We start from the raw sequence: 19,565 nt of genomic DNA, 5'->3' as shown, positions 1-19,565 counted from the left end.
TCTATTCGTAATCAACGCTGAGCGGCAGGGCGGCGATCGGCTCTGTTGCGCCCGCTGCGGGACGCAGACGGCCCGAGACGCGCAGCAGGTCGCGACCCTCGAAATCCATGCGAGAAGTGCGGCTGGAAGAGATGTCGCCCGTATTTTCGCTCCAGATCCGCAGGCCTTCGACCAAGGCGACGCCTTCGACGGACGTCAGAGTGTCGGGCACGCGGATGCGATAGACCCGCCCCGGATCGCCCGTCACGCTGATCACGGCGGGGGCGTTGGGCTGGATGTCGGCGCGCATGGACAAGGTGGCGACAGGATCGTCCGGCGACAGCTGGATCGGTCGAACGGAGGCGATGCTGAGGCTTCGCTCGACGCTGAGCGTCGCGCGGGCCGGCTCCTGGGCGAGGACTGGAAAAGCGCAGGCAAGAAGCAGGGCGGTGAGCGGCAGCGCGCGCGGGTTCATCATGTCACCAGTTGAACCGTGACGATGTAATCGAAGGCGTACGATCCGCTTGCAGGGTTGGCGGCCAGCACCACGTCCATGCCGAGACGCAGGGTCGCCGTGCTCAGCAGCCCGATCGGATTCAGGTCGAACGTCAGGCTGGCTGCGTCCGCTGGCGGCGATCCGGTTCTGTAGGTCGCTCCGCTCAGCGAGCCGACGCGCAGACGAGAAATGGAGGCAGGGCCGCTGCCCGTCACGGGCGTGATGGTGACGCGAATGTAGCGAACGGCGCACAGGCCTGACAGGTTCAGCAGGCCGCAATTGATCGACAGGGTTGGCGTCGTCACCGAGCTGGACGACAGTCGAATGGCGTTTCCGCTGGTCCGGGTCACGACGCCGGCTGTGGAAATGCTGAAGGTGGTCGCCGACGTGCCGCGAATAGTGGTGCCCAAGGTCGGCGCGGTCGCGGGAGAGCGCGTCACCGAAGCGTCGGCGATGGCTTGCCGAGGCGCGGCGAACACCAGACTGGTCGCGATCAAGATAGAAAGAGCGAACCGGTTCATTGCTGCGCCTCGCCAGTGATGCGGACCACCACGCGTCCGGCGTCAACGAAACCGCCGTGCGGCGGAACGATCACCCGAACACCCTCGATCAGCGATACGCCTAAGGCCTGCGCCTGGGCGGCGTCGAGACGAAGATCGTAGGCGCCGGGACGCAGGCTTTCGACGAACAATACTCCGGCATGATCGCTGCGGCCTGGAATGGGGGCGCCGCCGGCCTGCGGAACGAGCTCGATGGCCAAGGCGGCAAGGGGGCGGGGTGCGGCGGACCCGCTCGCCAGCAGGGCAAGCAACTGCACCTCGGCGCTGCGCTGCATCGGATAGTCGATCTGCGCCGTCTGGCCGGGGCGCGGAACGATCTGGATGTCGGTCGGGCCGCCCAACAGGAACGGATCGTCGACGCCCTCGGTCGTCAGCCGCACACGCGCCGTCGGCACGTCGCCCAGGCCGGTGGCGTAGACACGCCCATCGGCGTCGGTCGTCACGCCCCCAGCATTCGTATCGGCGACCACGCCGGGCACGCCGGCTTCGTCGATCTGACGCCTGCCGTCGCCGTTCTCGTCCACCCAGGCGTTGATGACGACCGACCCGCCGCCCGCCACGCCCGGCCGGGTGATCCGGTAGCGTTCGCGGCCGGGGTCGTAGCCGAAGCCGAAGCCTAGCTGCAGACCGATGCGCCAGTCCTGACGCCGCGTCTCATAGGCGACGTTCAGGGCCAGATCGAACCTGGGCGCCCGCCACAGGTGAGAGGCCTGGACGGCGGTCGAGGCCTGGGGCCCGAGGGCGCGAATGGCGCCAAAACGCAAGGCGGCGGTCGGGCTCAACTGCCAATCGGCGGTGACGTAGGCGGTCTCGAGGCTGGGGTTCGGCGATACCTCATAGGTCAGGCCTGCGCGCGTTTGCAGCCGCGCCGAGATCAGGGTGTTCACATCGAATCCGCCCAGCCAGCGGCGCCGCTCGAGCCCGCTGACATTTTCGGCTTCGTAGGCGACGTTGGCCGAGGCGTAGTAGCGACCGAAGGGGGCGGAGGCGCGCAGTTCGGCGGTGGTCAGGTTGACACCGTCGACGCGGCTGAGACGGCGCGCATTCAACGAGATCGGCACGATCAGGCCGCCGGGCGCCGTCCACTGTCCATCGGCGCGAAAGTCGGTGGCGCGCGAGAGGGGCGCCTGGTCCAGCACGCCGAGCTGGCGCGTCTCGTCGATGAAGCCGGCGCCGTACTCGGAATGCCGACCTAACAAGGACACGCCATAGGCGCGGGTCGCCATGCCGACGGAAACGCCCCGGCCGCCTTGGTCGTCCAGGGCGGCGTCGATCTGGGCGGCGATGGGGCCGAGCGAGCTGCGAACGCCGGCGGTCGTCAGGGTGCGGCTGTCGCGGCCGGTCGGATCGTAGCGACCGGCGCCGGCGCTGAGCGTGAGACCGGACGTCAAACCGTAGTCGAGCGTGGCGACCAGACGCAGCGATCCGACCTCGGGCCCGCCCAAGCGCTCGCCGACGTCAAAGACGGTCATCCCTTGTTCGATGGCGCTGAAGCGCATGACGAACCGACCCGGCTCGATCTGGCCCGAGCCGAAGTTGATGCGGCGCACGACCTCGCGAATCTGACCCTGGGATCCATAGAAGACCAGGCGAATGGTGTTGAGGCCAAAGGCCAGCGGCACGTCCAGAAACTCGTAGCGTCCCTGAACCGCCGAGGTCTGCGAGCGCTGCAGCACCTCGTTGACGTACAGTTCGACCTCTTCGCCCAAGGCCAGTTCGCCTCGAAGGTTCAAAGGGGTGGCGAGGTCGAGATTTTCCAACGGTGCCGACGAATAATAGACGCCGCGTCCAGCGACGCCCGATGCGCCGATGGACATGGAGGGCGAGAACACATCCCCCAGGCTGGCGCGAGTGCCGCCCAATGGTCCGAGGGCGCGGCCATACGGATCCTTGCGGGTCAGGGCAACGCGAATATTGCTGATCGCGCCGCCGTCGTCGGAGCCGACATAGCCCTCGAACCCGGCGTAGAGGAGGTCCCCGGCCACCCGCACGTCGTAGCGTCCGGCGTTGTCCTGACCGTCGCGCGTGATCTGACCGCCGATGTTGACATCGAAGGCCGGAGGGCTCGCGATCCGATAGGGGGTCGGCTGGCGCACGACGCCGTCGTCAGTGTCCATAGCGCCGGAGGCGGCTTGACGCCGGGCGCGTTCGGCGCGCTGCTCGAACGGCAGGGCGCGCGTCGTGGTGACCGTCAGTTTCTGGGCGCTGGGGTCGGCCTTCAGTTTCACAGGCAACAGCTGTTCGATCAGATCGACGCGCACATAGAGATCGTCGTCGTAGATCGCCGCCTGATCGACGGCGAACCGGATCGTGCGCCCGGCGACGACCGCCTCGCGCGTCGTCAAATCGACCGTGATGCGATTTGTAGGGTCCAAGACCCAGCCTTCGGCCCGGCGCTGCGCCGGAAAGACGCCGACGGCGAGATCGAGTACGCGCGCGAACTCGCCCAACGGCAAGAACACGCCGGAGCGGGACGCATAGACGTTCATGGAGTCCGTCAGGGCCACGTCGCCGGCGTCCACCTCCATCCACAGCAGATCGTCGGCGCTGAACGGCTGAGGATCGGCCGCAATGACCAGATTGCGGACCAGATTGTCCTGCGCCGCGGCGCTCCAGGCGATGCCCGAGGTGGCCAGGGCCATCAGAGCCGCGCCTGTGGAGCGCGCCGCCATCACGGGGCGATCAGCGTCGTCGTCGCCAGCACCTCGCCCTTTGCCGCATCGTCGTCGCGATAGACAATGGCCAGGCTCTGGCCGGCCGTGATGCCATCGGGCAGGGCGACGACGACAGTGCGACGCGCGACCTCGGGATAGACGGCCACGCCGCGAACGGCGGTCAGAGGACGGCGGCCCGCGGCGTCCTCCACGAAGACCTCCACGTCGCCATAGACGGAACTAGCGCCGTTACGGACCAGATCGAGCGAGAGCAGGGTCTGATCGCCGTCCTTCTTGACCGCCACGCGATCGATAGCCGCGCGCGCATCGACCGGGCCGTCGCGGACGATGACCGGTATGCTGACGCTGAACAAAGCCACGACCTGCAGGGTCACGTCGCCGCCGCCGGCCGCCGCCTGATCGACGGTGAAGCCGGCGTTCTCGGGCGGCAGGGCGGTGACGGTCAGATGGCTGCGGTGTTCGCCTTCGGCACCGGGACGGGCGCGTACCCGGATGGCCTGGCTTTCACGCGGTTGAAGCGTGATGCGGCGGGGCGTGTACTGGACGAGATCAAGCGCGGAATCGACCGTCGCATCGGGCCGATCTGCGGCGGCGACGATCTGGCCGTCCGCCGTCATCACCCGGTCGACCATTTCGACGGAATAGGTCGCAGGTTGGTCGCCCTGATTGAACACATAGACTGTGGCGCTGCGCTCGCCGGGCCCGAACACCACGCGCTTGGGCGAGATGTTCAGGTCGGCCCCAACCTGGGCGATGACCGGATCGGCGATGGCCAGGAAGGCGATGACCGGCAAAAGGTATCGAACCATCTTCACTCCGATCCCGCGCAACTGCGGCACGAAAGGACCATGGTCCTTCAAGCCTTCCGCTTCGTTAAGCGTCGACGGCGTTTCGTGGTCGACCTGGAGCGGATACATGGCCCTAGTTGTACGCCGCCGAGACGGTGAAGGTGCCGGTGTAGGCGCCCGTTGCCGTGGTGGAGGCGACGGGGACCGAGCCGCCGACGCTGAAGGCGAGCGAACCGGCCGATCCCAGAGCATTGGACAGGGTCTGGCTGGCGGCCGAACCCGTCAGGCTGTTCGAGGTCGTCACCGTCAGGGTGTCCGTGCCATTGGCCATCGAGAAGGTCGCGGGGATGGTTACCGACACCGACTGTCCGCCTTCACCGGCGACCGAGAAGGCCGCGGCGGCGGGCGTATCGCCCGAGTTCAGGCCGACAACGCCGCCCGTGACCGACCGGGCGCCGGCGGAGCTGACCACGACCGTGCCCGAACCCGTGCCGGGACGAACGACAGTGCCGAACTTCAGGTCGGCGGTCTTAGTGATGGTCAGGGGGCGGATCACGGTGATCGATCCCGACCCTGTGGTCGATGCGGATTGGGCCAGCGCCGGCGCGGCGATGGCGGTCAGGACGAGGGCGGCGGCGGCGATCAGCGACTTGTTCATCATCAGCTCCAACTGCGAGGCGGCGCCGGACAGGCGTCGTTGTTGGAGCGCCAAATCAGCCCGATCTGCAGCGGAGTCCACAAGCCGGACGTGCAAAACGGCTCAAACATAACCAAAGTTATAGCGCTGATGCGATTTTCCTTAGCAAGCTTTGCATACTGGCCTGAGTTGTATGGGAAACGCCTCATTAAGGTGTCCTAGGCAATCCTTACATGAGGCGAGACAACTTAAGGCTTAGCTTTGGAGGCGCTGGAGCGATGCGCTGGACTGTTCTGATCGTCGATGATCACCCCCTGGTGGGCCAAGCGTTGGAGCTGTCCATCCGATCGGCCTATGCGCACCTGGATGTCGCCCGCGTCTTGTCCGCTGCGGAGGCCGAGGCCTGCGCCAGACAGTTGGGCAGCCGGATCAAACTGGTAATGCTGGATCTGATCCTGCCCGACGCGACCGGGTTTGACGCCTTGCTTCGGCTACAACAGCTCCTGCCGGACGCCGATTTCGCTATGGTGTCGGCGCGCATCGACGCCCACTCGGTCGCCATGGCTCGCGCTTTCGGCGTCAAGGCCTATTTGTCCAAGGCCGCCCCAGTCGAGACCCTGGTCAATGCCGTTGGCGACATCATGCGCGGCGAGGAACGATTTCCCCACGCAACGCCGCCCGATCCAGTCGCCGTTGATTTCCATCGCCGCGTCGCGCGTCTCTCGGCAGCTCAGTTACGCGTGCTTCGCGCCCTCGCCGAGGGCAAGCTCAACAAGGAAATCGCAGGGGACATGAATCTGACTGAAGGCACTGTGAAGCAGCATGTCTCCGCCATTTTCAAAAAGCTTGAGGTCAACAATCGGAGCCAGGCCGTTCTCGCGTCCGCACCTTTTCTCCGGAATACTGGTTGAGGATACTGACAGCGACGGTGCGACAATCGCCTACACGCGCTTTGCAGATCATGGCGCCCCACTCAAAACACTGGACTAGCTGAAGGTCTTATTCTGGCCGCGAGGCCAATGCCCGCTCATGGCGCATCTCAGACACTTTCGTCCTACAGCAGCTTTTGCCTTATGGCGGAAGCTCGCACTGTCAGCTCTACGACTGTACACTGCACCATAGCGTCAGCCTGAGCTTCACTTAGTCTTCGCTTGGCCAGCCACACCGCGTGGAGCAAATAGGCACCCGCGCGCACACGCCTTGATCGTGAGGGCGGTGGTCGGGCGGATATCTGGGGCAGGAGCGCAGCTGGGCGGCCAGTACCGCACCCGCACCAGCATGCCGTGCGTGGCTCCTGTTTTGCCGTAAAATTGCTTAATGCTGTAAGCGCCATCCTCACAACGCCAGGCAATGCGCATAGTCATCTCTTCAACGTGCACCACCTCCCGAATGCCGCGTTTTGACGGAAACGCGGCTGCCGCACATCGTGACCCATGGGGAACTGGAATTGGCTTAAGGCGGTGGGAAATCAGAACAAGAACGCGTTCGCTGGTTGGGGCGGGAAATCCTGCCCCACGAACAGGACGTTCGTGCTTGGCTGCAGCGACCTCGAAATCCACTTACCGCGGTTCCGCCGCGTTTTCGGCTGAAATGACCGGTCGGAAGTACAAAAGTGGGCGCAACTCTCGGCCAGCATTTCGGGTAGGGCCACGATAAAACCGACACCCGCCGACAACAATCTTACCGCCGAAGGCCTGAAGTCTTGGTCGATCGTCCAGAATCCCCAAACGAACGACAGCAAGCGTTGGAGAATGCCGGCGTCACGGAAATCGTGTCGGGACCGAAAGCGACGGCGCTGCGGATCGCGGCGGCGCGTCGGCCCGGCAAGGAAGCATCCTTGCCCTTGCGCGATGATCGACGCTGGTCCGAGGATCGCATGATCGTCGACGCCGCCAACGACCAACCGCACGACACAGCCTTCATTGAAAAGCTTCTGACCGAGTTGGCGGCGGCCTGAGGCGGGGGCGAGTTTCAGCGGTTTCGGCGGCCGGGTTCTGTTTTGTTGGGAGCAATTGCGCCGCTGGCGCGCTGATCGACGACCGCCGACCGATCACGGCGGAGCCTCGCGTCTCCGCTTTCTAAAAAGCCCCTGCATGCCCACAGACACCCGCCTCACTGTCGTCTTCCTTCATTCTCTGGGCTCGAGCCGCCACGATTGGGACGCGGTGATCGACCGGCTTTCCGATGAGGTACTGACTGTCGCAATCGATCTTACAGGGTTCGGGGACAGGGCGGGGGAAGGCTATGGCGATGTCCAAGCCGTGCTCGAGGACGTGAGCCGCCGCCTGACCGATCTCCATCTCCCGCGCTGGATCCTTGTCGGCCATAGCATGGGCGGCAAGTTTGCGACCTTGATCGCCGCGCGGGCGCGTGACGGGGCGGCGGGCCTGAGCGGGTTGCTGGGCGTGGTGCTGGTCGCCGGATCGCCACCCTCGCCGGAGCCGATGGACGAGAACAGGCGCGCGGATATGCTGACTTGGTTCGACGATCCGACCAGGATCGAGGATCGGGGGCGCCAGTTCATCGACGCCAATACCGCCGCCGGTCTGCCGCAAGCCGCCTTCGATCAGGCGCTGGCCGATTTCACCCGAACCAGCCCCCAAGCCTGGCGGGGATGGTTGGCCGAAGGATCGCGCGAGGACTGGTCCGATCAAGTCGGCGTCCTGCCTTTCCCTGCCCTCATCATCGCCGGCGCAGAGGATGGCGATTTGGACGACGCGGCGCAGCGGCGTGTCAACGCCCCCCACTATCGCGCGTCTGACGTGGTGGTCGTGCCGGATGCGGCGCATCTGATCCCTCAGGAACAGCCGGACCGTCTCGTCGGCCTGCTTCTAGAATTCATCGAGAAGCTCGGTTCATCCGCTCTGCCTCCACCCTTTGTGGATCTGATGGCGTCCGAGCGCGTGTCGGATCGCACCCGACGCGCGATGCTGGATCGTCACTTCGGTCCGACGCCAGCTGACGGCGGCGTCCTGGACCCGACCCAGCGCGCCGTGCTGTCGGCGATGATCGCGCGCATTCTGTCTGATGCAGGCGATCCGGCTGATCTGACGCGGCGTCTGGATGTGGGGCTCGCCAGCGGACAGGGCGACGGGTGGCGGTTCGCCGATCTTCGCTCGGACGCCGAGGCCTGGCGACGCGGGCTGGATGAGATCGCCGCCATGGCGCCGGAGTTCGCAACCCTGGCCCCCGATCGCCAGGACGACATCCTGCGCACCATTTCACAGGGCGAATGGCCCGAGCCGGGCCGGCTTTCGGCGGACGCCATGAGGCTGTGGTTCGAGGACGTCGTGTCCGAGGCCGCGCGCCTGTGGATGTCGCTGCCGGCCACCTGGGCCCAGACCGGTTACGACGGCTTCGCCACGGGCGGCGAAGGCCGGTTTCAGGGCTACGATCAGACGGCGGCGGACCACACCGAACCTTGGCGTCTGCCGATGGAGGGCTTGGGTTGAGCGCGCCTGCAAGGACGGCCGGCGAAACCGATGTCGTCATCATCGGCAGCGGGGCCGGCGGTGCTCCGATCGCGGCCAGGCTGGCGAAGGCCGGGCTTTCGGTCACGGTGTTGGAGGCAGGGCGGGCTTTCGATCCGGCGGAGCATACGCCCGACGAAACGACGGCCGATCTCTATTGGATGGAGGAGCGCCTGAGCGGAGGGCGCGACCCAACCGCCCTTGGGGCCAACAACTCCGGCCAGGGCGTCGGCGGCTCGCTCCTGCACTGGGGCGCCTTTTGCCCACGACCCGATCCCCGTGATCTGACGCTGGCCTCGGAGACGGGACGCGGGCGGGACTGGCCGTTCGGCTGGGACGAACTGAAATCCTATGTCGAGACCGTAGAGACGGTGATCGGGGTCTCAGGCCCGGCCGACTATCCGTGGGGCGGGCGACAGTTCGCCTATCCGCCTGTCCCGCGCAACGCCCCGGCGGATGCGATGGCCCGTGGCGCGATGGCCGTCGGGCTGACCGTTACGGATGCGCCGGCAGCCGTGCTGTCCCGCGATCGCGAGGCGGGGGCGACGCCCCACCGCATGGCCTGCGTCAACTGCGGCGCCTGCCATCAGGGATGCAGAACCGGCGCCAAGGGCGGCGCGGACAACAGCTTTCTGCCGATGGCCGCAGCCAGTGGCGCCAAGATTATCGCCAACGCGCGGGCGATAGGCGTCGAGCGTGACGCCGGTGGACGGATCAAGTGCGTGATCTATCGTCGCGACGGGCAGGATCAAAGGCTGAAATGTCGAACGCTGTTCCTTTGTGCGGGCGGTGTCGAGACGCCGCGCCTGCTGCTGAACTGGGAACTAGGCAACGCCGGCGGCGAGGTCGGCCGCAACTTCATGACCCACGTGGCGACCCAGGTCTGGGGGCGGTTCGACGCCGACATGTCAATGAACCGCGGCTATCCGTCTTCACTGATCAGCGAAGAAATGGTGCGTCCGTCGGACGCGAACTTCGCCGGCGGCTATCTGATCCAAAGCCTTGGCGTCATGCCGGTCACCCTGGCGGGCGGGTTCGCGCGCGGCGCGGGCCTATGGGGCGCGCCGCTGGTCGATACGCTGCGTAACTATCGCCGGCTCGCCGGGATCGGCATCAATGGAGAGTGTCTGCCGAACGACGACAACCGCCTGACCCTGTCCGATGAGGTCGACGCCGTCGGGCTGCGCAAGGCGCGGATCGACTTCAGCTATGGCGAAAACGAGCGGCGTCTGGACGCCCATGCCCGGCGCGTGATGACGGAGCTTTGGACGGCAGCGGGCGCCGAGGACATCTTCGCGGTAGCCCGGTCGGCGCATACCATCGGCGGCTGCCGGATGGGGGACAAATCGGACGGGGCGGTCGTCGACGCCGACGGGTGCAGCGTCGAGATCGACAATCTGTACGTTTGCGACAACTCCGTCTTCCCCAGCGCGCTTTCGGCCAACCCGGCCTTGACCCTCATGGCCGTCGCCCTGCGCACGGCCGATCGCTTCCTCGAACGTCAACGAACAGGAGATTTGTGATGGACCTCGGGATCAAGGGGCGGATCGCCCTCATTTCCGGCGCCGATTCCGGCATGGGCAAGGAGACGGCGCGGCTGCTGTTGGAAGCAGGCGTACGGGTCGCCCTGACCGACAAGCCGGACGGCACGCTGGATGAAGCCGTTCAGGAGCTTTCCGCCTTGGGCGAATGCATCGGCGTGACCGGCGACGTTACCAAGGCCGACGACGTCGAACGGCTGTGGGCGGAGGTCCGAGACCGCATGGGCGATCCGGACATCTATGTGAACGCAGCGGGCGTGACCGGCGCGACCGGCGATTTCTTGGATGTCGATGACGCCGGTTGGCTGGAGACGCTCGACATCAATCTGATGGGCGCGGTGCGGATGTGCCGCCAAGCCATTCCGGCCATGCGCCGCTCGGGCTGGGGCCGTATCGTCCTGTTCGCGTCGGAGGATGCGGTCCAGCCCTATGTCGATGAGCTTGCCTATTGCGCCTCGAAGGCCGGCATTCTCAGCCTGGCGAAGGGTCTGTCAAAGGCCTACGGCTGCGACAATGTGCTGGTGAACACGGTCTCGCCGGCCTTCATCGCCACCCCAATGACCGACGCCATGATGAAGAAGCGCGCCGAGGAACGCGGCGAAACCTTCGAGGAGGCGATCAAGAGCTTCCTGAAGGAAGAGCGGCCCGGCATGACGCTGGATCGCAGGGGCAAGCCGGAGGAGGTGGCGGCGGCCGTCGTCTTCCTGTGTTCGGAGCGCGCCAGCTTCATCAACGGCGCGGGCATCCGGGTGGATTCCGGCTCCGTCGCCACTATCGCCGGCTAGTCGCCCGGCAGAACGAGAGAGACCGGCGGCGGGATGATCCCGCCGCCGGTTTTGTCTTGTCAGGCGACGCCCATGCCGCCGGTGACGCCGAAGACTTCGCCCGTGATGTAGCTGCCTTCTTGAGAGGCCAGCAGCACATAGACCGGGGCGATCTCGACAGGCTGGCCCGGACGACCCAGCGGCACCTGCTCGCCGAACTTCATCACGGCTTCCTGCGGCTGTCCGCCAGACGACTGCAGCGGCGTCCAGAAGGGGCCGGGCGCCACGACATTGGCGCGTATGCCCTTTTCGATCAGCTGCTTGGACAGGGCCTTCGTATAGGCGACGATCCCGGCCTTGGTGGTGGCGTAGTCCAGCAGGATGGCCGAAGGCTCATAGGCCTGGATCGAGGCGGTGGTGATGACCGAGGCGCCCGCCGGCAGATGCCGGACGGCCGCCTGGGCGATCCAGTGCATGGCATAGAGGTTAGTCTTCAAGGTCTTGTCGAAGTCTTCCGACGTCACCTGAGAGATGTCCTCGCGATACTGTTGGCGGCCGGCGTTGATGACCAGGATGTCCAGTCCGCCCAGCGCGGACACGGCCTGTTCGACCATCTGCCGGCACCAGTTTTCATCGGTGATGTCGCCGGCCAGATCGATGGCCTTTCGCCCTTCAGCCTCGATCAGCGCGATGACTTCGGCAGCGTCCTTGCGCTCGGACGGCAGATAGGAGAGGGCCACATCGGCGCCTTCCCGGGCATAGGCGATGGCGGCCGCGCGGCCGATGCCGCTGTCCGCGCCGGTGATCAGGGCCTTACGTCCTTTCAGCTTGCCGGAACCCTGATAGCTGTCCTCGCCATGATCGGGTTTGGGGTCCATCTCGCGCGCTTCGCCGGGCACGGACTGCGGTTGGCGCGGGAACGGCGGCTTTGGATATTGCTCGCGCGGATCCTGAAGGGTCAGTCGATCAGTCATGGAACGTCTCCGTTTCGGGCTGGGGGGAAGTGGTCTGCGCCTTGCCGACGGCGGTCAGGGCGGTCAGATGCGCGAGGTGGCTGAGCCCCTGCGGCATGTTGCCGAGGTAGGCGCCGGTGTCCGGGTCGATCATCTCGGTCAGCATGCCCCAGCGGCCGCTGAGGGCTTCGCGCAGGCTGTCGATGCGGGCGCGCGCCTTGTCCGATTCGCCTAGCGTCGCCCAGGCTTCGGCGATCCAGAAGGAACAGGCGATGAAGCACCCTTCCTCGGCTTGCATGCCGGAATAGCGATAGTGGAAAACGCCAGCGCCGAGATGGCGATCCAGCGCCTCAAGGGTTGCGCGCAGTCGATCCTCGCCATCGAACCGGAACCGCACGGCCAGGGCCAGGGCGGCGTCCAGCTTGTCGCTGCCTGGATACATGACGAAGGCCTGAAGGCTTTCGGACCAGCAATGCGTCTCGACCCAGTCGAAAATCCGGTCGCGTTCCCGCCGCCAGCGATCCCGGCACGTCGTCGGCAGTTGTCCGGCGTCCGCCAGTTCGACGGCGCGGGCCAGGGCCTGCCAGCAGCTGATCTTGGACATGGTGTAGTGCTGCTCGTCTTCCAGCTCCCACATGCCCGCGTCCGGCTGTCGCCAAGCGTCGGCGCACTGATCCGCCAGTTCGGACAACTGCTGGGCGCTGGCGCTGTCGAGGATGTTGCCGCAGCCGACGAAACGTGAGGCGGTCTCAAAGATGTCGCCGAACACGCCGTGCTGCGCCTGGTCGGCGGCACGGTTTCCGGTGACCACAGGACGCGAGCCTTTATAGCCCGGCATGTCCCAGTGTGTTTCCGGCGGCACGAGTGCGCCGTCTAGGCTGTAGCAGACCTTGGCGCCATGGCGCTTCAGCTGCATCAGCAGCCAACTGAAGGCGGCCTTGGCCTCCGCCTGGGCGCCGGCCGCCAGGAAGGCCTCGATCGTATAGCCGGCGTCGCGCAGCCAGGCGTAGCGATAGTCCCAGTTCTTGTCGCCGCCTAGGCGCTCGGGCAGGGAGGTGGTGGCGGCGGCGGCGATGGCGCCGGACGGAGAGTAGAGCAGAAGCTTCAAGGCCAAGGCGCTGCGGATGAAGTCGTCGCGATAGAGGCCGGGACAGTTCAGCCGCGCCGCCCAGTCCCGCCATTCCTGATCCGACAGATCGATGCGGGCGTCGATCTCTTCGATGGACGGCACGACCAGCGGTTCGTCGCGTCCAGCGACGATGGCCACGGTGCGCCGCTCGCCTGCGCCGACAACGATGGTTCCGACAATGCCCTCGTCGGACCATTCGCATGAGATGCGCGGATCGTGGACGAACAGGCCGAGCACCCGCTCGACATGGAAGACCGTGTGTTCGCCGATCTTCGAATGATACGGATTGGCCGTGTCGCCCCGACGCCCCGGACGCATGTCCAGGGTGAAGGTCACTTCGCCCTCGAGGCCATCGATACGGCGGGCCAGTTCACACCAGGGCAAACGACCGGCCGTGCCGCTGTTCAGGCTCTCGGTCAGGCGCGCGCGTCCGCTGGCGGTGGTGAACTCCGTCTCCAGCACATTGCTGTCGGGGCGATAGCGGCGGTTCGCCGTGAAGGCCTCGGTCGGCGTGATCGAAAACCGGCCGCCTGCCGGATCCAGCAGTCGGTCGAAAAGGGGCGGCGCGTCGATCGCCGGCACGCACCACCAGTCAATGCCGCCATCCAAAGCCGACAGAGCCACCGTCCGGCCCTCGCCCAGAACGCCATAGTCTTCGAGGGCGACGTATCCGTCGGGACGGAGCGCTTGCGACGAGCGCGCCGGATGGGGCGTAAAGGTCGTCTCGGTCATCGTTTGGACGATCCGATCGCAAAGCCAGCCGTTACGGCAAGGCCGGCAAGGCCGGCAAGGACGCCGACCGCCGCGACCTTGAGCGCCGCGATCTGGCGGCTGGACACGAAACCGATCAACGGTCTGATCACCCGTTCGGTGTCCGGGCCGTCGATCGCCGCCGGACCGTCTTCGGGTTGATCGAGATTGCCGAGACGCGGCAGTTGCGGGTCGCCCTGCTGCGCTGTGATCATCTTGGCGGCCTGGCGATCCGCCAGCGCTGGCGTGAACTGTTGCGCCAGCGCCATCAGCCATGTCGTGCGACCCACGAAGACCTTGCGGCTGGGCCGCTGCACGGCCGACCAGACGGCGTCTGCACACAGGCGGGGATCGAACAGAGGATCCGGAATGACCTGCGCCCGGTCTGTCCGGTTGCGTGACCACAAACGCTGGGGCGTGTTGACGGCCGGCAGATAGACGGTGGTCAGGGTGACGTTGGAGGCTGCGACGATCAGTTCGGCCCGAATGGCCTCGGTGAACCCGTCGACGGCCGCCTTGGCGCCGCAGTAGGCGGCCTGCAGGGGGGCAGGGCGCAGCGCCAATCCCGAGGAAATCTGGATCACCGCCCCTTTGTCCGCCGGTCGCATGACCCGAAGCGCCGCGCGTGTTCCGTAGACCTGAGACAGATAGGTCGTCTCGACGACGCGGCGGTAATCGGCGTCGGTCAGATCTTCATCGCGCCCGATGACCGTTGACATGGCGTTGTTGACCCAGACATCGATGCCGCCGAAAGCGTCCACGACATCGCGTCCCGCCTGCTCGACGAAGGCCGGATCGGACACATCGCCCGCCATGCCGATCACTCGGTGTCCCGAACGCTTCAGCTGTTCGACGGCTTTGGAAAGCCGTTCAGCCTGTCTGGCGATCACCACGACCTGCCATCCGGCTCGGGCGAACCGGTCGGCGATCGCGAGACCGATGCCGGCGCTGGCGCCTGTGACGACGATGACCGGCATGGCGATCCTTCTGATTTCGATTGCGGAATGACGATCGCGGTCGCGGCCGAAGGGGAGGAGGCTCTGACAACGACACGTCCGGAGGAAGGTTGCCGATCGGAAGATCGGTGCTGCTACCCTAAACCGCCGTTCGGGCTATCAGCTTGACTGCCTCTGGCGACGACGTACCTAACCTGCCGGAACTCTAAACCGCAGACGCCGCCCACCTCTATGTGGCGATGACCCGTGGCTCCAAGGGCCTGGTGATCTGCTCGTCAACACCGGTGATCGCGCCATCCAGCTGACTTGGGCAGGGCTGGCACTTCAGGCTGGTATGGGTCGGTTGCCAACCAAATGGGCAGCACGGATGAAAGTCCGGTTTCGAGCTAGACGCCAATGTCTCCTTCTGGCGCATCAGCGCTGTCTGAAGCGTATGGTGAGGAGGGGGCGTTGATCGTGGGAGGTGGCCATGAGCCAGCCCGATCTTTTTTGGCTACCTCGTAAGCCCTGGAATGCTGGTCGGATGACTGGAGCCAAGGCTCCACTCAAGCCTAAGCACATCTGGGCAATCCGACAGCATCTCAAATCGGTTGGATCGGTCCGGGATCTGGCGATGTTCAACATCGCGCTGGACGCGAAGCTCCGAGGCTGTGATCTGGTGAAGCTTCGGCTAGCGGATATCGCTCAAGGCGGAGCCATTCGCCAGCGCTCGACCATCATTCAGCAAAAGACAGGTCGCCCGGTCCCGTTCGAGATAACTGAGGCCGCGAGGGAGGCGCTAGCGCATTGGCTGGAGCGCCGGGGGCGCCGAGGCGACGACTGGCTGTTTCCCAGCCGTAGCAAAGAGGGCGCGCACATAGGCACGCGCCAGTATGCTCGGCTGGTCGATACTTGGGTAAGAATGATCGACCTAAACCCAAGTGCGTATGGGACCCACAGCCTGCGACGGACAAAGGTAGCGTTGATTTACAAAAAGACCGGAAATCTGCGCGCGTGTCAGCTTCTGCTCGGTCACGGAAAGCTGGAAAGCACCGTTAGATACCTCGGCATCGAAGTCGATGACGCTTTGGAGATATCGGAACAGATCGACCTCTAAGCCGGCTTTCGGGCAGTTCTTTGGAGAGCGGACTGCCCAAAAGTCTGCTTAGGGTGGAAAGCGGACATTACTAACCAGTTCGAAAAGGCGCGAGGTGCCCTCAATCCCGATCCGGCGCTCCGTCGCGAAGCGTAACTTCGATAAGCGGCCACAACGGTGGAAGAGGGAATTAGCGCGCTTTTGGCCCGGCACAATTTGGGGGTGAGCGGACTTCATCCGACGGGCACCCCAACCGAGTTGCCTAAGCGCGGCGACAGCGGAAATTTACGTGAACGTGGCGCTCATGGGCAGTCTGATGTAACTACATCAGCAGAAAGGCGTTGTAGTCTGATTAGGGGCTGGGGACATAACGTGGCGACAACAGATACCCAGCATCGTGACGCAGCGTTCGGCATTCCAGGGCTGGATGATATCTTAGCGGGGGGGCTGGAGCGCGAACGCGTCTATCTTCTTGAGGGCGCGCCAGGGACCGGCAAGACAACCTCCGCGATGCGGTTCCTGCTCGAAGGCGCGCGGCTCGGCGAACGCGGGCTCTATATCACCCTCTCCGAGACCGAGGAAGAGCTGCGTGGCACAGCTCGAAATCACAAATGGTCGCTTGAAGGCGTCGATATCTTCGAGCTCGTTCCGCCTGAGAGCCTTTTGGACGAACAACAACAGCAGAGCCTGCTTTACTCGTCGGACCTGGAGCTAGGCGAGACGACGCGGATGATCTTCGAGTCCGTCGAGCGTAATCATCCCCGCCGCGTGGTGATCGACAGCTTATCGGAAATCCGCCTCTTAGCTCAGAGCTCGCTCCGGTATCGACGCCAGGTTTTGGCGTTGAAGCACTATTTCGCCAAGCATGGGGCCACGGTCCTACTGCTCGACGATTTGACCACCGATATCAACGACAAGACGGTGCATAGCGTCGCCCACGGCGTGATTCAGCTACAAGAGCTGGCGCCCGAATACGGCGCGGAACGACGCCGGGTCCGGGTGATCAAATACCGAGGCCGTCGCTTCCGGGGCGGTTACCATGATTTTACGATCAAGACCGGCGGCCTGGAGGTCTATCCTCGGATCGTCGCATCCGAACACCACTCCGCCTTCGCTCGCGACCTGATGTCGAGCGGCGTGGCCGAACTTGACACCCTACTGGGCGGGGGGATCGAGCGCGGTTCCAGCGCGCTAATTCTGGGACCTGCCGGCACTGGTAAATCGCTCTTCACGATCAACTTCGCCGTCGCGGCAGTGAAGCGCGGCGAGAAGGCCGCGCTATTCGTTTTCGATGAAGAGCTTGGTCTCCTCTACGACCGGATGGCCAAGCTGGGCATCGATCTTAAGTCAATGGAGACGAACGGCGACCTCATCATCGAACAGGTCGACGCTGCCGAACTTTCACCGGGGGAGTTCGCGTCGCGCGTTCGCGAGTGCGTCTCGTCCCGAGACATCCAGACCGTCGTGATCGACAGCCTGAATGGATACCAAGCCGCCATGCCGCAGGAGCAGTTTTTGGTGCTCCACATCCACGAACTGCTCCAATACCTCAACCGACAGGGCGCCTCGACCTATTTGACGGTCGCCCAGCATGGCCTCGTCGGCGAGATGAAGGCTCCGATCGATGTCACCTATCTGGCGGACACGGTCATCCTGCTTCGGTACTTCGAAGCAAGGGGGGAAGTTCGACGGGCCGTCTCGGTCATCAAGAAGCGGGCTGGTCGGCACGAGACGACGATCCGCGAGTTCAACATCGGTTCAAACGGGCTCACGCTCGGTGCACCCCTGAACGAGTTTCAGGGCGTATTACGGGGCGTGCCCAACTTCGTGGGGCCTGGTGCCGGCCTAATGGGCGATTCCTCCGCGTGAGTGAAAGAGGCAGCATTTCACGCCGCTCTTTGGTGCTGACCCCATCGGGGCGCGACGGAGCGATCGCTCTCGCGATCCTTTCAGAGGCGGGGTGTCCGGCGCTTCTCTGCCGGGATATCGACGACCTCCTATTCCGCATGGACGAAGGCGCCGGCTTGGCGATCGTCGTTGAGGACGTCCTGCGTTCGGCTGATCTCAGCGGGCTTTCGGCATGGATCCAAAGCCAGCCGTCATGGTCGGATTTTCCGTTTCTGATTCTGACCCAGCGCGGCGGCAGCGTTGAGCGCAACCCGCTGGCTCAACGGCTTTCGCAAATGCTCGGCAATGTGGGTTTTCTTGAGCGACCCTTCCATCCCACCACCCTTGTCAGCGCGGTCCGCACCGCTCTGCGTGGCCGAAGCCGCCAGTATGAAGCGCGTGAGCGTATCGATGAGATCAGGCGCGGCGAGGCGCTGTTGGAACGTCGCGTCCTTGAGCGAACCAGCGAACTCGAGGCCGCCAACCGACAGCTTGCCGATCAAATCACCGAACGTGAAAAAGCCGAGCATGCACTGCGCCAGGCTCAACGTCTTGAGGCTGTGGGGCAGCTAACCTCTGGGGTGGCCCACGACTTCAACAATCTGCTGACGGTAATTATCGGCAACGTCGAGCAGATCCTGAAACGGACGGAGGATCCCTCCCTAAGGAAGCGACTGTCCATGATGGCGGAGGCGTCCCACAGGGGCGCGCAGCTGACCGCTCAGATGCTGGCTTTCTCGCGTCGGCAGAAGCTTGAGCCGCGCCCGGTCAACCTCAATGAAACCGTGCGCAGCATGAAGGACCTTCTCCAAAGCACTATCGGCGGGACCGTTCGGATCCTGGAACCCGAGCTTGCAAAGGATCTGTGGCCGGCCATGATCGATCCCACCCAGATCGAACTGGTCATTCTAAACTTGGCCATCAACGCTCGTGACGCGATGGACGTCGGCGGAACGCTGAAAATACAGACTGCAAACGTTGTCGGGCGGACGCCCTCGACACCGGAGGAGCCTCCTGCCGGAGACTACGTCATGGTGTCGGTGGCGGACGATGGTTCAGGCATGTCCGACGAGGTGCTCGCGAGGGTGTTCGAGCCGTTTTTCACAACGAAGGCGGTGGGTAAGGGGTCCGGCCTGGGGCTGAGCCAAGTGTACGGTTTGGCGAAGCAATCCGGGGGCGGCGTCACGATCGAGACAACGATTGGCCGCGGCACGACAATCAGGATTTTTCTGCCCCGCGCAGCCGACAATCCACAGACTGAGACGCTCCCTGTCGCTCCCATCAGCCTGACGCCGCGCCCTGACACGACCATTCTGGTCGTCGATGATGACGACGCAGTAAGGGCCGTGACATCCGGCATACTTATCGATCTGGGTTATCGCGTCATCGAAGCCGGCAGCGGGGGCGCGGCTTTGGATTTGTTCGATCAGCACCCCAGCATTCGGGCCGTCGTGCTGGACTTCGCCATGCCAGGTATGAATGGGGGAGAAGTCGCTCGAGAGATGACAGCCCGAAAGCCAGGCTTCCCGATCCTCTTTGCGACAGGCTATGCCGATCTTGAGGCCTTGGCTGCGACGACCGAGGACCGGATCGTCCGCAAGCCGTTCGATCAAAACGACTTGGCCGGGAAACTTTCGCGGGTGCTTTGCTCCATGACTACGGTAGCGCCTGTTGATGTCCGATAAGGGTCGGGAACCGCCATGGGCTGTCAGCTGGAATTACGACTTTCGATCACACTGAATGTCGTGTTTGCGGCAGCCGGCGAATGACCGCTTCTGGCGCATTGCGGCCGCAATTAGTGATGGCGACCGGCGTTGCCTCGACGAAGCTGAAGTTTCCCAGAAGCCGCGGAGCGTCTTTCGCAATCGTCTGTTAGCTCACTTTCGCGGTGTCGCTGCGCAAGAC

Annotated in this window: 17 protein-coding genes; 9 read left to right on the top strand and 8 right to left on the bottom strand. The window is 64.6% G+C overall.

The features are described 5' to 3' along the window. Position 1: 1 nt before the first annotated feature. From ASF31_RS05500 to ASF31_RS05480, 5 genes are all read right to left on the bottom strand, one after another. The gene (locus tag ASF31_RS05500) at positions 2 to 457 is read right to left on the bottom strand and encodes a DUF4402 domain-containing protein (protein ID WP_055753706.1); all 456 of its coding nucleotides are present in this window, start codon (positions 455 to 457) and stop codon (positions 2 to 4) included. Continuing rightward, a complete protein-coding gene (locus ASF31_RS05495; RefSeq protein ID WP_055753705.1) occupies positions 454 to 996 on the bottom strand; it encodes a hypothetical protein in 543 nt (180 codons plus the stop codon). The genes ASF31_RS05500 and ASF31_RS05495 overlap by 4 nt, the downstream gene beginning before the upstream one ends. Next, entirely contained in the window at positions 993 to 3,707 is a 2,715-nt protein-coding gene (locus ASF31_RS05490; protein WP_055753704.1) for a hypothetical protein, read from the bottom strand. Before ASF31_RS05490 ends, ASF31_RS05495 begins: the two co-directional genes overlap by 4 nt. Further along, positions 3,707 to 4,519, bottom strand: a complete 813-nt coding sequence (locus tag ASF31_RS05485; protein WP_082465054.1) for a molecular chaperone — start codon at positions 4,517 to 4,519, stop codon at positions 3,707 to 3,709. The genes ASF31_RS05490 and ASF31_RS05485 overlap by 1 nt, the downstream gene beginning before the upstream one ends. Positions 4,520 to 4,631: 112 nt before the next feature. Next, positions 4,632 to 5,210: a DUF4402 domain-containing protein gene (locus tag ASF31_RS05480; RefSeq protein WP_235551253.1), complete on the bottom strand. Its 579-nt coding sequence runs from the start codon at positions 5,208 to 5,210 to the stop codon at positions 4,632 to 4,634. Positions 5,211 to 5,413: 203 nt separating this feature from the next. Here ASF31_RS05480 and ASF31_RS05475 point away from each other — a divergent pair, with 203 nt between their 5' ends. The 5 genes from ASF31_RS05475 (at position 5,414) to ASF31_RS05445 (ending at position 10,931) form a co-directional block, all read left to right on the top strand. Beyond that, positions 5,414 to 6,046: a LuxR C-terminal-related transcriptional regulator gene (locus tag ASF31_RS05475; protein WP_055753702.1), complete on the top strand. Its 633-nt coding sequence runs from the start codon at positions 5,414 to 5,416 to the stop codon at positions 6,044 to 6,046. Positions 6,047 to 6,879: 833 nt separating this feature from the next. Then, positions 6,880 to 7,092: a hypothetical protein gene (locus tag ASF31_RS05465; RefSeq protein WP_055753700.1), complete on the top strand. Its 213-nt coding sequence runs from the start codon at positions 6,880 to 6,882 to the stop codon at positions 7,090 to 7,092. A gap of 136 nt (positions 7,093 to 7,228) precedes the next feature. Continuing rightward, entirely contained in the window at positions 7,229 to 8,587 is a 1,359-nt protein-coding gene (locus tag ASF31_RS05455) for an alpha/beta hydrolase (protein ID WP_082465032.1), read from the top strand. Further along, positions 8,584 to 10,128, top strand: coding sequence for a GMC family oxidoreductase (locus ASF31_RS05450; RefSeq protein ID WP_055753697.1), 1,545 nt, complete (start codon positions 8,584 to 8,586; stop codon positions 10,126 to 10,128). The genes ASF31_RS05455 and ASF31_RS05450 overlap by 4 nt, the downstream gene beginning before the upstream one ends. Next, the gene (locus ASF31_RS05445) at positions 10,128 to 10,931 is read left to right on the top strand and encodes an SDR family NAD(P)-dependent oxidoreductase (RefSeq protein ID WP_055753696.1); all 804 of its coding nucleotides are present in this window, start codon (positions 10,128 to 10,130) and stop codon (positions 10,929 to 10,931) included. Before ASF31_RS05450 ends, ASF31_RS05445 begins: the two co-directional genes overlap by 1 nt. A 59-nt stretch (positions 10,932 to 10,990) precedes the next feature. On the opposite strand, the gene ASF31_RS05440 is transcribed toward ASF31_RS05445, so the two are convergent. Genes ASF31_RS05440 through ASF31_RS05430 form a run of 3 tightly spaced genes read right to left on the bottom strand, consistent with a single transcriptional unit; the run spans position 10,991 to position 14,719 of the window. Next, positions 10,991 to 11,884, bottom strand: coding sequence for an SDR family oxidoreductase (locus tag ASF31_RS05440; RefSeq protein ID WP_055753695.1), 894 nt, complete (start codon positions 11,882 to 11,884; stop codon positions 10,991 to 10,993). Then, positions 11,877 to 13,724, bottom strand: coding sequence for a glycoside hydrolase family 15 protein (locus tag ASF31_RS05435; protein WP_055753694.1), 1,848 nt, complete (start codon positions 13,722 to 13,724; stop codon positions 11,877 to 11,879). Before ASF31_RS05435 ends, ASF31_RS05440 begins: the two co-directional genes overlap by 8 nt. Beyond that, positions 13,721 to 14,719 carry an SDR family oxidoreductase gene (locus ASF31_RS05430; RefSeq protein ID WP_055753693.1) on the bottom strand — a complete coding sequence of 333 codons (999 nt, stop codon included), beginning with the start codon at positions 14,717 to 14,719 and terminating at the stop codon, positions 13,721 to 13,723. The genes ASF31_RS05435 and ASF31_RS05430 overlap by 4 nt, the downstream gene beginning before the upstream one ends. 448 nt (positions 14,720 to 15,167) lie before the next feature. On the opposite strand from ASF31_RS05430, the gene ASF31_RS05425 reads away from it, so the two are divergent. The 4 genes from ASF31_RS05425 (at position 15,168) to ASF31_RS14925 (ending at position 19,536) form a co-directional block, all read left to right on the top strand. Beyond that, positions 15,168 to 15,794 (top strand): tyrosine-type recombinase/integrase, encoded by a 627-nt coding sequence (locus ASF31_RS05425; protein ID WP_055753692.1) that lies wholly within the window; start codon positions 15,168 to 15,170, stop codon positions 15,792 to 15,794. A 351-nt stretch (positions 15,795 to 16,145) separates the two neighbouring features. Next, entirely contained in the window at positions 16,146 to 17,642 is a 1,497-nt protein-coding gene (locus ASF31_RS05420; RefSeq protein WP_055753691.1) for an ATPase domain-containing protein, read from the top strand. 137 nt (positions 17,643 to 17,779) lie between these two features. Then, positions 17,780 to 19,345 (top strand): ATP-binding protein, encoded by a 1,566-nt coding sequence (locus ASF31_RS05415; protein ID WP_082465053.1) that lies wholly within the window; start codon positions 17,780 to 17,782, stop codon positions 19,343 to 19,345. Next, entirely contained in the window at positions 19,342 to 19,536 is a 195-nt protein-coding gene (locus tag ASF31_RS14925; protein WP_369814629.1) for a DUF6255 family natural product biosynthesis protein, read from the top strand. Before ASF31_RS05415 ends, ASF31_RS14925 begins: the two co-directional genes overlap by 4 nt. The last annotated feature ends 29 nt before the right edge of the window (positions 19,537 to 19,565 follow it).

The sequence above is a fragment of the Brevundimonas sp. Leaf280 genome (assembly GCF_001422455.1).
GTDB lineage: Bacteria > Pseudomonadota > Alphaproteobacteria > Caulobacterales > Caulobacteraceae > Brevundimonas.
This window is presented reverse-complemented; position numbering and strand designations above follow the sequence as displayed.

Excerpts from the sequence above, each read along its gene's own strand:
- ASF31_RS05500 (WP_055753706.1), bottom strand. The coding sequence starts at position 457 with ATGATGAACCCGCGCGCGCTGCCGCTCACCGCCCTGCTTCTTGCCTGC.
- ASF31_RS05495 (WP_055753705.1), bottom strand. The coding sequence starts at position 996 with ATGAACCGGTTCGCTCTTTCTATCTTGATCGCGACCAGTCTGGTGTTC.
- ASF31_RS05490 (WP_055753704.1), bottom strand. The coding sequence starts at position 3,707 with ATGGCGGCGCGCTCCACAGGCGCGGCTCTGATGGCCCTGGCCACCTCG.
- ASF31_RS05485 (WP_082465054.1), bottom strand. The coding sequence starts at position 4,519 with ATGGTTCGATACCTTTTGCCGGTCATCGCCTTCCTGGCCATCGCCGAT.
- ASF31_RS05475 (WP_055753702.1), top strand. The coding sequence starts at position 5,414 with ATGCGCTGGACTGTTCTGATCGTCGATGATCACCCCCTGGTGGGCCAA.
- ASF31_RS05455 (WP_082465032.1), top strand. The coding sequence starts at position 7,229 with ATGCCCACAGACACCCGCCTCACTGTCGTCTTCCTTCATTCTCTGGGC.
- ASF31_RS05445 (WP_055753696.1), top strand. The coding sequence starts at position 10,128 with ATGGACCTCGGGATCAAGGGGCGGATCGCCCTCATTTCCGGCGCCGAT.
- ASF31_RS05440 (WP_055753695.1), bottom strand. The coding sequence starts at position 11,884 with ATGACTGATCGACTGACCCTTCAGGATCCGCGCGAGCAATATCCAAAG.
- ASF31_RS05435 (WP_055753694.1), bottom strand. The coding sequence starts at position 13,724 with ATGACCGAGACGACCTTTACGCCCCATCCGGCGCGCTCGTCGCAAGCG.
- ASF31_RS05430 (WP_055753693.1), bottom strand. The coding sequence starts at position 14,719 with ATGCCGGTCATCGTCGTCACAGGCGCCAGCGCCGGCATCGGTCTCGCG.
- ASF31_RS05425 (WP_055753692.1), top strand. The coding sequence starts at position 15,168 with ATGAGCCAGCCCGATCTTTTTTGGCTACCTCGTAAGCCCTGGAATGCT.
- ASF31_RS05415 (WP_082465053.1), top strand. The coding sequence starts at position 17,780 with ATGGACGAAGGCGCCGGCTTGGCGATCGTCGTTGAGGACGTCCTGCGT.